12 protein-coding genes are annotated in these 14,208 nt (G+C 40.8%); 6 read left to right on the top strand and 6 right to left on the bottom strand.

All coding sequences use genetic code 11. The features are described from left to right. The first annotated feature begins 109 nt into the window (after positions 1-109). The 4 genes from FHG64_RS02665 (at position 110) to FHG64_RS02680 (ending at position 3,349) form a co-directional block, all read left to right on the top strand. Complete coding sequence (locus FHG64_RS02665; protein ID WP_139064955.1) at positions 110-1,210, top strand: sensor histidine kinase; 1,101 nt, start codon at positions 110-112, stop codon at positions 1,208-1,210. 612 nt (positions 1,211-1,822) lie between these two features. Beyond that, on the top strand, positions 1,823-2,041 hold the full coding sequence (locus tag FHG64_RS02670; RefSeq protein ID WP_139064956.1) for a helix-turn-helix domain-containing protein: 219 nt from the start codon (positions 1,823-1,825) through the stop codon (positions 2,039-2,041). Further along, positions 2,038-2,358, top strand: coding sequence for a HipA N-terminal domain-containing protein (locus FHG64_RS02675; protein ID WP_139064957.1), 321 nt, complete (start codon positions 2,038-2,040; stop codon positions 2,356-2,358). The genes FHG64_RS02670 and FHG64_RS02675 overlap by 4 nt, the downstream gene beginning before the upstream one ends. Before the next feature lie 7 nt (positions 2,359-2,365). Then, the gene (locus tag FHG64_RS02680; protein ID WP_139064958.1) at positions 2,366-3,349 is read left to right on the top strand and encodes a type II toxin-antitoxin system HipA family toxin; all 984 of its coding nucleotides are present in this window, start codon (positions 2,366-2,368) and stop codon (positions 3,347-3,349) included. 682 nt (positions 3,350-4,031) lie between these two features. On the opposite strand, the gene FHG64_RS02685 is transcribed toward FHG64_RS02680, so the two are convergent. Beyond that, positions 4,032-4,370 (bottom strand): hypothetical protein, encoded by a 339-nt coding sequence (locus tag FHG64_RS02685; protein ID WP_139064959.1) that lies wholly within the window; start codon positions 4,368-4,370, stop codon positions 4,032-4,034. A 569-nt stretch (positions 4,371-4,939) separates the two neighbouring features. Between FHG64_RS02685 and FHG64_RS02690 the strand changes: the two genes are divergently transcribed. Beyond that, the gene (locus FHG64_RS02690; RefSeq protein ID WP_168191304.1) at positions 4,940-5,887 is read left to right on the top strand and encodes a sensor histidine kinase; all 948 of its coding nucleotides are present in this window, start codon (positions 4,940-4,942) and stop codon (positions 5,885-5,887) included. A gap of 279 nt (positions 5,888-6,166) precedes the next feature. On the opposite strand, the gene FHG64_RS02695 is transcribed toward FHG64_RS02690, so the two are convergent. Further along, positions 6,167-7,321 carry a porin gene (locus FHG64_RS02695; protein ID WP_139064961.1) on the bottom strand — a complete coding sequence of 385 codons (1,155 nt, stop codon included), beginning with the start codon at positions 7,319-7,321 and terminating at the stop codon, positions 6,167-6,169. A 683-nt stretch (positions 7,322-8,004) separates the two neighbouring features. Here FHG64_RS02695 and FHG64_RS02700 point away from each other — a divergent pair. Then, on the top strand, positions 8,005-9,255 hold the full coding sequence (locus tag FHG64_RS02700) for a DUF418 domain-containing protein (protein ID WP_139064962.1): 1,251 nt from the start codon (positions 8,005-8,007) through the stop codon (positions 9,253-9,255). Between the two features lie 557 nt (positions 9,256-9,812). On the opposite strand, the gene FHG64_RS02705 is transcribed toward FHG64_RS02700, so the two are convergent. From FHG64_RS02705 to FHG64_RS02720, 4 genes are all read right to left on the bottom strand, one after another. After that, positions 9,813-10,343 (bottom strand): CHRD domain-containing protein, encoded by a 531-nt coding sequence (locus FHG64_RS02705; RefSeq protein ID WP_218937542.1) that lies wholly within the window; start codon positions 10,341-10,343, stop codon positions 9,813-9,815. A 395-nt stretch (positions 10,344-10,738) separates the two neighbouring features. Then, positions 10,739-11,656: a VOC family protein gene (locus tag FHG64_RS02710; protein WP_139064963.1), complete on the bottom strand. Its 918-nt coding sequence runs from the start codon at positions 11,654-11,656 to the stop codon at positions 10,739-10,741. Positions 11,657-11,895: 239 nt separating this feature from the next. Further along, positions 11,896-13,119: an IS4 family transposase gene (locus FHG64_RS02715; protein WP_139064964.1), complete on the bottom strand. Its 1,224-nt coding sequence runs from the start codon at positions 13,117-13,119 to the stop codon at positions 11,896-11,898. 149 nt (positions 13,120-13,268) lie between these two features. Beyond that, the gene (locus FHG64_RS02720) at positions 13,269-13,634 is read right to left on the bottom strand and encodes a nuclear transport factor 2 family protein (RefSeq protein ID WP_139064965.1); all 366 of its coding nucleotides are present in this window, start codon (positions 13,632-13,634) and stop codon (positions 13,269-13,271) included. Positions 13,635-14,208: the final 574 nt, after the last annotated feature.

Here is a 14,208-nt window from a genome sequence, read left to right on the forward strand (position 1 = left end):
TTAATCATCAGCATAAAATATTTCAGTCCGGAAACTCAAACTAATTTTATTGCTTCCGTAGCAAGCTGATTATATCATTATTAATTGCTACCTTTAACAAATTCGAAGTATGATATTTAGTCGTATATCTGGAGTCATTGATAAAAATGATTCAGAAGATAATTATAAGAAAAATCAGGATCTCGAGAATTATTTTGCCAATACTATAATTCCGCAGCTTTTCATCGATGGAAATCTTATTCTGAAGAAATTCACCCCTCCTGCGATGAAGCAGTTCTCTCTCACAGATGAGGACATAGACAGAGATATTCATGACGTGAAAGAAAATTTCCGTTTTCCAACTCTAATTGAGAACATAGAAGAAGTGATCCAAACGGGGGAGATCCTGGAGAAGGAAGTCCAGACAACAGACGGGAAATGGTTCCAAATGAATATTCTTCCCTATAGAGTTTTTGAGGAGAACAGGAACGATGGAGTAATCATGACTTTTGTGGATATCACGAAGAGAATAAAGGCTATAGGAGAACTTGAAAAATTAAATTCTGAATACCATACACTTATAGACGCTCTTTCCCACGACATACGGCAGCCGCTTTCGGCCATTGTGCTGCTTTCTGATGCATTGATAAATGCTTATGAAAAACAGAACACGCCTCAGTTCAAAAAGTATATAGCTACGCTTAAATCCAGCTCAAATGCCATGAGGGACCTGCTAAAAGATTTTATAGCAGAGAATGAGGATCAACCCGAACTGAACGCAGAACCGGCAAGGGTAAATATTGAGAACATAGCCCAGGACGTGATCGTTTCTTTAAAACCGGAAATCTTTAATAAAGGTATTTCTATATCTACCGATTTTCAGACTTCAGACATTATCTTCTCAAGAAATAATCTGAGAAGTATCTTGTATAACCTGCTGCGGAATTCCATAAAATATAAGAAAGCCGGAGAAGCCTTAAAGATCGTTGTTTCTACGGCTAAAAAAGATGGTCATGTACTTTTGAAGGTAAAAGATAACGGAATGGGAATCGCAGAGGAGCATCAGGATGCAATCTTTCAAAAATCTACCAGGGTGTCCTACAAAATTGAGGGTACAGGAATGGGTCTTTATATCATCAAACGTATGTTGATAAATAACGGCGGAAGTATTGAGGTGAAAAGCCAACTGGGAAAAGGCGCTACTTTTTCGGTTTTTTTTCCCTGTAAATAAAGAGACGTGAACTTTTATAGGACCTCCAACAATCACAACATCTCAGATCAGTAAGGGTTCACTAAAATCAACAATTAGTTTTCTAGAAAGCTGAAAATTCAAAAAATTTTCCAGAAATAATGTATATATCCATAGTTTTTCATCGAATTTTATCATTCACTAGAATATAGTTCTTTCTGGATTTTTGATATTCACCTGGTGAGATAAGTTTTAATTATGAAGGTAAAGTTGAAACTAAAAAGAGAGAAAACAGGTGAACTCTTTTCGATAAATCTTATTAAAAATAAAAGGTGAATTGTCCTGCCATTTTAATGTACCTTCTTGTACCTTCGTTTGTCACACCGCATATACTGGGAAAAGTTAAAAGATGTATTGAGGTAGTAGAAATTTGTCTAATTCGTAAATCTGATAAACAGCTAATACCTTCTGATTTAAAAAACTTTCTTTGAATTCACATTATATTGTGGATTTTCACAAACTTTCTCCCGACAAAGATAATAATATCTTTAATTTCACACTAAAGTGTGGATTTATATGTAATTTTACCACCATTCATAAATTCGTTCTCTTAATTCACAATAGAATGTGGATTAAGAGCTAAAGATTTAATAAATGGGAGCAACACAGAAAATTGGCCAGATGATTCAACAGCGCAGGGATCACTTGCGCATCACTCAGCGTCAATTAGCCGATATGGCTGATATTGGAATTAATACTCTATACAAGATAGAGACCGGGCAGGCTAATCCCACACTCCACTCACTACAGAAAATTACAGATATCCTGGGAATGGAAATCACCTTGCAAATTAAAAACGTAAGTTCTGAATGAGACAAGCTACTATATTCTATAAAGGAGAGGAAGCAGGTATATTAGAACAGCATGACGACGGAAGTTTTACCTTCCGGTATCTGGAAGCCTGGCTGGCTGATCCGGCAAATCCATCTATTAGTCTTACCCTACCCCGATCCCAACCGGAATATCACGCTGAATACCTATTCCCTTTTTTTTACAATATGCTTCCGGAAGGAACCAATCGACTAAGTGTATGTAAGGCAAATCGACTGGACATCGATGACTACTTTGGGATTCTTATGGCTACGGCCCGATATGACACGGTAGGAGCTGTTACAGTTAAAAAAAAATAAAATTTAAATGAAAGTAAATCATTGTCCAGGAACATTGGCAGAAGGATTCAGTACATATAGCAGAACCTGCTTAAAACATGTTTTTGATAGTCGTAAGGTTTCTCATGTGTTACCATATGAAGCACCGAACTCCAACCAACAAACAGATAAACTTTTTGAAGACAATCAACAGCGTATTTCAATATCCGGAGTACAGGAAAAATTCTCAGTACTTCTGGAGAAAAACAAGCTACGTCTCATCAAAGAAGGAGAGCAAGGCACTCATATATTGAAACCTATTCCACATTTTGGTAGGAAACGCGATCAAATGCCCGCTAATGAGCATTTAACCATGCAGATTGCTCGCCAAATATTCAATATTGAAACTGCAGAAAATGCACTCATCTTTTTCCAAAATGAAGCTCCCGCCTACATTACCAAACGGTTTGATGTAAAACCAGATGGCTCGAAAAAAGCCAAAGAAGATTTTGCCACCCTTGCCGGTAAAACGCCTCAAACCCATGGCGAACATTATAAATATGAAGGAAATTACCTCGAATTATTTGAACTGATGAAAAAGTTCCTTCCGGCTTATCGTATTGAAACGCCCAAATTATTTAAACTTTTGGTGTTTAATTATCTGTTTTCCAACGGTGACGCTCATTTAAAAAATTTCGCTATTCTTGAAACACCTATGGGGGATCACCGGTTAAGCCCAGCTTATGATTTACTCAATACTCGAATTCATGTAGATGATAGCAATTTCGCCCTGGAGGAGGGCTTGTTGCCCAAACACATGGCACAAACCACTATTGCCGGACAATTTAAAATTTTGGCAGAAAAGGTGGAAATCAAACCAAAGCAGTTTAATCAAATTATGGCGAGCATGCTGGAAAGTTCGGAAGAAATCGTCGAGTTGAGCAATGCTTCCTTTTTGGAGAAATCTACCCAGCGAAATTATATCCAGGATTACCATTATCGTTTGAAGCAACTGCAAAAAATTAATTCGTAAATCAATCTGTTAATTGGTGGCCACAAATTGCTTGTTCTTCTTCCTTCTAAATAGTTCAAGGCTTCACCTGGAGCGATAAAAAAAACCTTAAAGCAGAAAAAAAATTTAACCAGTATGATGGGAGAGAATTAGCGAGAATACCATGAAATTTTTGGCGATTTTAAAACATGAATTCCCCTGTCAATTTAATGTACCTTCTTGTACCTTCGTTTGTCACACCGCATGTATTGGGGAAAGTCAAAAAATGTATTGGGAAATAGAGGAATTGGTTAAGTAGTTAATAAGGGAGTCGTTGACTGGGGTGTCGTTAGTTCGTTAGTTCAGTAATTCGATAATCTGCTGTGTGAATCGTCGCAGATTACAAATCCGTGCCATCGGTTAATTCGCGAATGCGAGGTTCGTTAGTTCGTTAATGCGTGAATCTCGTATTAGGTCATTGCGGATTGCAAATCCGCGCCAGCGCAATATTAGGCTTACAAGTTTTTAAAAGCTCCTTCCCTTTTGTCAAGCCCCGATAGTTAGTCGGGGGGTGGCTTGATTGGCTACGACGATATTACTCACAACTCAAACCTCCACGGCCTACCAGGACCGGAAGGGTTTTGGCGGAGAAAAATTTCCGCAAATCTGAATTAGCTGCGAACTCTTTGGCCGATAGTTTTCGGCCTGAAAAACTACTCTTCTGTTAATGTTGGGATCCAATATATTGTTGAAGAGGTTTTGAATTTGACTCCTGTGAAAAGTCAACGCCATGAATTGCGGAAATCTTGCTTCTGAACCAGGTATCGAAAACGTGGTTTGATCCAGCAAGCTTTTTCATGAATTGCTCTTCACCCGGGCCCTCATGCATAACTACAGCTAAATCCCCTGAATCGCTTTCTGCTAGCCAGGCATCGTGCCGGGTAAGCTCATACCTCTTGTTGAAGTCTTCAAATTCTTTCTTTTTGGAGCCGCTGATTTCCTGCGACATTTTTTTCCAGTTTTCAACTTCACCCGCCAGAATTGGAATCATAAGTACACTCATAGTTTCTAAGTTTTAAAAATTAGTATTTAAGTAATCCGAAGAATGTTCGATTCCGGGGAAAGAAAAAGACGGAATACAACTTTTCCGTTTTAACGCTTAATCGATATAAGCTTTTGATTAGCAACAGTTAAGGTAATTCTTTTTTTGATCTTCCTGGAGAATCTTTCTTTAATTATTTTTTTAAATCTCTCTCCTTCTGCGCCAGCAAATTTTAAAAGCTCCTTCCCTTTTTTTAAGCCCCGATAGTGGATCGGGGTGTGGCTGGATTCACAACGACAATATTACTAGCACCTTAAAATTACCGGCCAATCAAGACGGTAGGGTTTGGGCGAGGAAGAAATATACTCGCCACCTGTAATAACTGCGGAAACCGGGGAGTCGGGAGTCGTTATGTTGGGAGACTTTAATTCCTGATTCATTAGTGTGAATCGTCGCGGATTGCAAATCCTCGCCATCCCGGTAAATAGGATTGACTTTTCCCTATTCCCCCAACACATTTATTAAATGGTTTCTACACTTTGTTTTTCATTGGCGGTATTTTTTCTGTTGACAATTATCAACGAAAGCGATTGCTTGAAAGAGAGAGAAAAAAAACCCGGGAAAGAGAACTACAACAAGCCAAAGAAATAGAAAAGGCTTACCACAACCTTGAGGTGGCCCACGAAAGGCTTAAAGCTGCCCAGGGGCAACTGGTGCAGCAGGAAAAGCTCGCCAGCCTTGGACAACTTACTGCCGGTATTGCACATGAAATTAAAAATCCGCTGAATTTCGTCAACAATTTCTCTGATGTTTCTATGGAGCTTATTGATGAAGCCCTGGAGGAGGTAGGTAATTTAGGGCAAAATGAACATTCAGAGAACCTACAGGAACTTTTGGTTGATATACAGTCGAACCTTATCAAGATACATCAACACGGTACCCGCGCCAATACTATCGTTTCATCCATGCTGGAACATTCCCGCGGTGGATCTGGAAAGATGGAACTTACCAATGTAAATACTTTGATAAAAGAGTATGTAAACCTGGCATACCACGGTATGAGGGCAGGTAAGGATCCTATTGATGTCAAAGTAAACTTTGACCTTGACCAGGAAATAGGAAAGGTGGAACTTGTTAGCGAAGAGTTTAGCCGCGTACTTATCAATTTGACAAAAAATGCCTTTGATGCCATGCGTGAAAAGGTCAAAATTGATAAGAACTATAAACCCGTACTGGATATTCATACCAAACGCCGGGACAAAACCATTGAAATAGCTATAGCCGATAATGGCCCCGGCATCCCCGATGGTATTAAGGACAAGATCCTGGACCCCTTCTTCACCACAAAAAAGGGAACCGAAGGAACAGGCCTGGGGCTTAGCATCACTCATGATATCATAAAAGCCCACGGTGGAGTACTGGAGGTGCAAACAACAAAAAATAAGGGCGCGGTTTTTATAATTAAGCTGGATACCAGTCTTGTACAAAAAGAGACCAATAAAGTGAAAAGGCAATTCCAGGACCCCGAAAGCCGTTAATCAAATGCTGTCCCATTAAAGATAGGCGAATGTATTTTAAGCCTTGCTATATACAGTCAAAGACCATATCAATCTTTACCAGGGGATGGTTTTGAATTCAAAATAGTTTAGGAAAATTCACGCTTTTGAAAATTGGGGAAAGTGTTGTTTTCCATACACCTATATTTTAGTCCAGGTTTTGTATTCCAGAAGCGGAGGCAGTCCAGACTCTTTTACCGGACAGTGTTGATTGGATAGACATCTTATAATTAACCTTCAAAAATCCAGGGCGGTGGAAGGTTAGAATAACAAAAATGGGGCAATAAAACCTATTCTCACCTCATTCTTATTATAATTGGACGCAGCGAAATTTTCAATGGCATAGTTGGAATGATCAAAATAACGGCCTATGTAAGCGAGGAAGAATTTGAAATTAAAATTTTTAAAGGGGCTGTAATAGATCGTGGGGATCATCCCATAGCTTCTTCTCATATGCTTCTGGCTATCCTCCACTTCAAGATAGGCGCTGCTGGTCATAAGGGTGAGCAGGCCCTGGAATCTGGGACTAAAACTATACTCTGCCCGTAACCAATTCTCAATATAAAGCACGTTTTCTGCTATCGAGCCATCGCCAAGAAGAGCTGTCATCACTCTCTTGGTATCTACCTGCTCAAAGCTGTAATGGAAATCGTACATAAGGGTAAAATCCCTGTCCTGGTATTTGTGGCCCAGGGTAAAAAAAGTGGTACCTCTTCTCTTGACTTCATTGGAATGGCTAAGGCTGTAAATGGTCTGCAACTTTCCGCCGAAAAAATTACCGCGCCAGTTGCCCACAAAAGCTACCGGCCAATCGGGTTCCTGAATATTTTCAGCAACTATATCCCCGTACAGGTCATCATAATGCATGGTGCGCGAGTTCAACACCTGCAACCCGAATTTATGGTTTTCAAAAACCTGATAAGTAATTCCCGCACCCGTTACAAATGCCAGGACGTTATTGTAAACATCATTATATTCCAGCACATACAGCGGACTAAACTCGTATTCATAGCCTCCATAGAAGGCGATCATCTTCCCCAGGAGCACATTTACCGTAGGGCTTACTTCAAGATCGATGTAGGCCAGTTCTATATCATTACCCAACCTGTCCAGGGTTTGCACCTCGCTGTTCTTATTAAAACGGTTCCTGAACGTAAAATTCACCCTCTCGTGCAATTTCCCTGAAATTCCCAGGGCTGTAAATCCATTCTGGAATTGTATGCCGTTGTAATAATTATCCCCGCCCCTAAAAGTGTAGGCCTGGAAACCCATACGCATATCGAAGGTGAAGTTTATGTTCTCGAGAAGCTTCATCTTTTCCACGGGAAAGATCGGTTCCCTCAGGGAGTCATTTACCTGCGGAAAGAACAGGAGAGGGAAGAACAGCAGTACAACTAAAACAAAAGACCTGATCATAAACTACTTTATGATTTAAATTAATGCGGAATAGAGGGCAAAACAGCCACTAATCTCTCTTCAACAAAAAATGATTTTCACTGAAGCATGCTTATAAATTTACTGAAAATTTCACCGACACCGGCTGCATCCCGGTTTTTCTTTAAAAGTTATTCAAAGACAAGGTTGGTGTTTTGGGAATTAAGATAGTCGTTAGTCGTTAGTCTTTAGTCGTTAGTTGCCGGCAGTGTTTGGGGTTTGGGGTTTGAAAAAATGTTGTCAGTTATGGGTTGTGGGTTCGATTTTTTGACGAGGTTAATCCTCTTTACTTTAAGGTTAATTGTAGCTTAAACACATAGTTTAAAAGGAGTTTATTAAAGGAGTTACACGGAGTTATGTGGGTTCCCCTCCTGCGGAGGGGTGACTGAAAGGCGGGGTGGGCACTGCGTGACTTCAAATATCCTCAAAGTAAAAGCGAACAAAGCGGGCGGTAAAAGTTGGGTACCCTTTTTTCTCTTCTCTCTTCTCTCTATTCTATTTTCTCTCCCCCCTACTCTTGTTTCTTGATTCTTGTCTCTTGGGTCTTGTCCATTTTGTTGCCGGGAATTTGGAATTTGGTACCTGGAATTTGTTCTTTTTTATAGTTCCTAATATCTTCTTAAGCCTATGGGCAGATTTGGTGAGAATATTTATTTTTAGAAGCTATGGGGAGGGAGATCACTACAGGAAAAGGAAAAAGGATTGAGATACTGGACATCTTGCGGGGGTTTGCACTTGCCGGGATCCTTTATGCCCATATGGTTTTCTGGTATACCGGCGCGGCTTTGCCCCCCGGGGTGTATTTTAAATATGATAGTTTACCAGACAATGTGGCCTTTGCGATCTTTGGAGCATTTGTTTTCGGTAAGTTCTTTTCTGTTTTTTCATTCCTGTTTGGGCTGGGTTTTTATCTTTATTTCCACAAGAGAAAAGACGAGGGAAATTTCAATACGACCTACCTGTGGCGTATGTTCCTGCTACTTCTCATTGGCCTGGCGCATCACAGTCTCTGGAGAGGGGATATCCTGGCGGTTTATGCTGTTTTAGGGATGCTCCTGCTGTTCTTCAGGCGGTTGCCCACAAAATTGCTTGCACTAATCTCCTTGTTTTTTATCATCAACCTGCCTACACATATCTATGAGCTCTTTCAGGTCCCTGCTGCTAAAGTCGAGTTCCCAATGGCATCCCAGGCCACCGACTATTATATGTTGATAAAATCTGGCGATCTTCAAACGGTGGTTACGGAAAATACCCTCTCCTGGGCTGCAAAAATGCAATATCAGCTGGAAAGCGGAAGATTCCTAATGACCCTGGGTTACTTTCTCCTGGGACTTTATGCCGGGAGAAGAAGACTATTCCGCAACATTGAGAAAAATCTGAAGAATTTTCAAAAGTGGAATAAAATTAGCCTAAACATTGTTTTGATCCTGCTTACTGCCGGCTTGCTTATGTACCTGTTCGAACTCGTCACCCTGCCGCAACTGGAAATAGCCCCTCCCCTGCAATGGCCGGCGGGATTACTTTTCAGTATCTATAATGCCAGCCTTACCATATTTTTCATAACCGGGGTAAGCCTGTTATATAGGAAGAAGGTCTTTCAAAATTTCCTCTCGCCCCTGGGAGTAATGGGAAGAATGGCACTTACCAATTACCTGCTGCAAACGGTTTTCGGACTGCTCATTTTCTACCAGTTTGGCCTGGGTCTCTTTGACCAAACCTCTCCCGCTATCAATATTCTTGTTGCCATCCTTATTTTTCACCTGCAACTCAAATTCAGCCAGCTGTGGCTACGGCATTTTAAACAGGGCCCGGTCGAATGGCTTTGGAGAAGCCTTACCTATTTTAAGTTCAAACCCAACAGGAGGAAGCCTAAGAAGAAGGAAGCTGTGATGGTTGAGGAGGTGAGTAATGGTTAAATGGTTAATTGGGGGCTGGTTGGAATCGTCGCGGATTACAAATCCGCGCCATCTGGTAAAAAGAAACAAGAATCAAGAAACAAGAGACAAGACAGAAGAGAGGAAAAATAGGCTCAGCGCTGCTGATTTTCCACTCCCCACTCTCCACTCTCCACTTCCCTCTTTAATTTGAGGTTAATTGTAGCTTAAAAACAGAGTTTAAACGGAGTTTTAAAAAGAAGTTGCACGGAGTTATGTTATGTAGGTTCGCCTCCTGCGGAGGGGTGCCTGAAAGACGGGGTGGGCACTGCGTGACTTCAAATATCCTCAAAGTAAAAGCGATGAAAGCGGGCGGTAAAAGTGGTGTGCCCTTTCCGCTATCCATTCTCCACTTTCCGCTTTCCACTTTCCACTCTCCACTCTCCAATTCCCCCCTTTAAATATTCGTGCATTCGTGGCCTTTAGAAATTTCAACTATCAAACACCAAATTCTAAAAAAGTAACAAAGGACCAGGAATAAAAACAAAAAACAGGCCTTACCCTTTAGGATAAGACCTGTTTTCACTAAAACAAAAGGATTAATTATTTGCAGATATCTGCCCGCGGATTTCTCCTCCGGGGTTTTGAGAAGTGTGGACATTTACATAAGCACCTTCAGCCAGCATAATATCAACAAGTTCAGCCAGGGTATAACCGGTTACCATATCATCTGTAATCACCCCTTCGGCCAGGACTCCGCTGGTTCTGCCTTCCGTGGGTTGGTTGTAAAGGGTTACAGCCACTCCCCCATTGGTACCACGTGCTCCAATATGGATGTGGGCAGCCGCTACCATCTCAATATTGGCTACAATCAATTTGTAGGACAGGCTGCTGCCATCTTTGCTCAGCTTAAAAATTGTTTGGCCTGTGGCCTCTGTATCAACCGGATTAGGTACCTCCTGCTCCCCGGTAAGATGAGCCTTGAAACTTTGGACATTTTTAATGTGAGCTTTTTGAAGGTCCTCTTCCATTTGAAATTGTGCATTCATTACTTCCGGTTCCATCGGTTCCTTTTCACAGGAGGTAAAAACAAATAGAAAAGCGGCGAGATAAAACATGTAGTTTTTCATAATATTGATATTTAATGGGTTAATAATCATACTACTTACGTATTTTAAACCCACTGCGGTTTGTGAGAAAGTATTAATGTTTTCCCAAAAAATAATGTTACCGGAAGGGAAGTGGGTAGTCGCGGATTGCAAATCTGCGCCATCTGGAAAAGAAACAAGAACCAGGAGACAAGAGACAAGAGACAAGAGACAAGAGATAAGAGATAGAAAATGAAGGTTGGATTGGAAATCCGCGCCATCTGGAAAAGAAACAAGAACCAAGAAACAAGAGACAAAAGATAGAAAATGGAGGATTACAAATCCGCGCCATTGGATTAAAAGTCTACGCCATCGGGTTCAGGAAAACCTTTCAGTGTAATCCGCTAGAATCCGTGTAATCATAAATTTCCGTGTAATCATAAATTTTCTTTCAAGGCGTTCATATCAATTTTCTTCATTTTCAGCATTTTCTTCATAGCCAGGTTTGCTTTTTCCTGGTCGGGATCATTCAGCAAAGCATCCATACCTTCCGGCACCACTTGCCAGGAAACACCAAACTTATCCTTCAGCCAGCCGCATTGTTGCGCCTGGGGATCGCCACCTTCGGTAAGCTGTTCCCAGTAATAGTCAATCTCCTGTTGATCCCTGCACTGCACAATAAATGATATCGCCTCATTGAAAGGAAAGTCATTCTCCATCCCGCTGTCCATCGCCATAAAGGTTTCCTTCAGCAGCTGGAATTGTGCATGTTTTACGGTGCCAACGGCATACTCATTTTTATCCTGCTCCTCATACTTAAGTATCCCCTCAATTTCGGAATCTTTAAAGACCGAGGTGTAGAAGTGAATAGCCTGCTCTGCCTTCCCATGACTCTTGCCGGTGAAGAACAGCAGGGGGCATATCTTTTGGGAAACCTCCTGCCCGCTGTCCTCTGTCATGAGCTGCCAGTTGAGGCCGTACCGGTCCTGCAACCAGCCATACCTGGGGCTCCAGTCGTAGGCGGCCAGTGGCAAAAGGGCCTTCCCGCCGGCATACAGGTTCTCCCACAGGTGATCTATTTCATCCTTATCGCAAATCACAAAGAATGAGATCGACGGATTGAATTTAAAGTGTGGGCCTCCATTCAATGCCAGGAATTGATAACCTTCCAGCACAAAATCTATGTTCATCACGCTTCCCTCCTCCTTTTGATGGATCTCCTGCCCCACCCCGGGATACCTGGTAATAGTTTGTATAGCCGAATTTTTAAAAAGGGAAGTATAGAATTCAACCGCTTCTTCAGCATCTGAATCAAACCAGAGATGAGGAATGATCTTTTGATTTATCTTTTCCATTTTTTCTGAAATTTTTAGTCTTTGTCCATCAAAAATATCCCATCTCACCAATGGAACATTCTAAATTGAAATTTTGATAACCAGTAATCTACCAAGGTCTCTTGTCTCTTGTTTCTTGTTTCCTGGCTCTTGGCTCTTGTTTCTTGGCTCTTGATTCACTGGCGTCCGGTAAAAATAGTATTTCCTGATTTAATCTTTATAAGCCTTGATTCTACCTCACTTCGATTTTTATTTTCAATCTATGGGGGTCCTATGTCAAAAAGGTTAGGGGCAAGCTGTATATTTTTAGGATAAATGTTAGGATCTGCTGATTTTAAAAGTAAGTCTGTAACTCTCACATAATTCATTAAATGAAGTCTAAATAGCCCGCAAATCACCGAATAAGATAATCTACAACGTCGCGACCCTTTTCGAGCTATTTGGACCAGTAAATCTGCTATAAGTGCACACCAGATTTGAATACGTATTGCATTCTCATTATCGCCAATAAAGCTGGTGATCTTGAGGTTTTGCTTGAGTCTTTTAAATAAAAGTTCAATTTGCCATCGCTGCTTGTATATTTCTGCAATAGTGCAGGCAGCCAGCTGCATATCATTGGTAATAAATTCAATTTCCCGTTGCTCTTTGTTATCATAAAACTTTATAATGCGGCATTTTACTTTTTGTTTTTGTTGGCTATGCCCTAATTCTGCTCTACAGTCTCCCAATATGCCATATTGCTCATCCTCCTTAGTTAAGAGGTTATAATTCCCCCAAGTTACTTTGCATCTTTTGTGCAGTCGGCTTACAAAACTGACATCGTTTTTACTCCAATGAATAAATAAACCAAAATTTAAGTATGCCTTATCAAAAACTACAATAGTCTGTGCAGGAAGTTTTTTAAATCGGGGCATAAAATTTTTATCATTTTCCGCTGCCTTAGTAATCATTATTAAGGAAGGAACCTGTTCTTTTAGCCACATTCCTGTATGTATTTTGACACCTCCTTTACGCCTCCCATTGGCCATAGCGTTACCACAGGCCTTCATTATATTCTTGAATAACGTAACAGTGGTAGAGTCAACCAAAAACAGCCTGGAGAGCCATTTTTCATTTTTAGGTATATTGCTGTCCGAGAAAAAACGATAGTGCTGCTTATATATGCTTATAAAGGTTTTTTCAAACAACTCAGAACACCGGCGCATATTAGCATCACTCACGGTGCTTCTGCATGGCATAGAACTCATTCCTAAATGTTTTAAACTTTGATTATGTGCTGCTAAACCAGAGCATAACTCACGTAGTCCGCCAACATTCTCAATAACCGCAAACAACATACAGACCAGGTGATCCCAGGATGTAAATCGTTTGGTATAGCGATCTGTACCTAATTGGCCAACTAAACGGTTAAAATTGCTTCGGGGAATAAAAGATAACAGCTGTCCGAGAACTGGCATTCCAGAATTTCTTGTAATTTTGTCCATAATGTCCGCTTTAAGTGGAACCTTTAAAGGGAGTCTGTGGTCGAAAACGAGGACTCCCTTTTTCCATGGTATTAAGGTAGGATTTAATTTGGTTTACCGGACGCCAGTGGCTCTTGATTCTTGATTCTTCCCGCGACACCAATGGGATTTTAATCTTCCTTGATCCCACTCACATAGGAAGTCATTTTCTTGATCTTTAGGGCCTCCTGTCCTGTAAACTCGTAGAAATCGGCAAACCCAAAGCTCTTTATTTCACCTGTAGGTTCTTTGATCTTCATCCTGCCGTTTGCTGCTGCAACCCCATCCTGTATAATAATTTGCTGCAGCTCCATCTCCAGGGTCTCTATGTTTTTCATTGGTTCCATAAATTCCTCCACAGCTTTTTTGCCTTTCATGGTCTTTTCCCCAATAAATACCCATTCAATATCGTCGCTCATATGGCCGAGGATAAGATCCAGATCATTATTTGAAAAGGCCTCATTAAATCTTCTGATGAATTCTTCTTTATTTTTCATAATCCAGGAATTTTAAATACAGATAAAGTTACTTAGATTTATGCTGAAAAATAAGGGGTTACACCGACAGCTTTAAGGGGTGATTGCGACAGTTTTCGGTTTTCGGTTTTCTGTTTACCGTTTACTGTTTTCTGTTTTCTGTTTGGGTGCGGTTTTCGGCAGTTCATGTTTTTGTCTCCATACTGGTTCTTGATTCCTGTTTCCTGTTTCCTGTTCGGTTTTCAGTTCGTGTAATTGTCTCCATACTCCTATTCACTCTCTCTTAGTCTTGTCTCTTGGTTCTTGTCTCTTGGTTCTAGATTCTTGTTTCTTGTTTCTTGTTTCTTGTTTCCTGGAAGGTACTGGTTGTTGATTATTGGCCGCAGGAGTAGAAGATCCGGCTTTGATTGCGCCCCTTCAGGGCTTTTTAAAATCTGATTTCCCGAAACGATGGGCTTCACCCATCGCTAATCTATTTCGCCCCTTCAGGGCTATTTTTGAATGGTTAGGTTCATGAGCTGGAGGTCACAGGCGCTATCAAAATTCCCTTTTACGAAAATTTTCCCTCGCCGCAGATCCAATTCTGTATTCAATA

The organism is Antarcticibacterium flavum (assembly GCF_006159205.1).
Classification (GTDB): domain Bacteria; phylum Bacteroidota; class Bacteroidia; order Flavobacteriales; family Flavobacteriaceae; genus Gillisia; species Gillisia flava.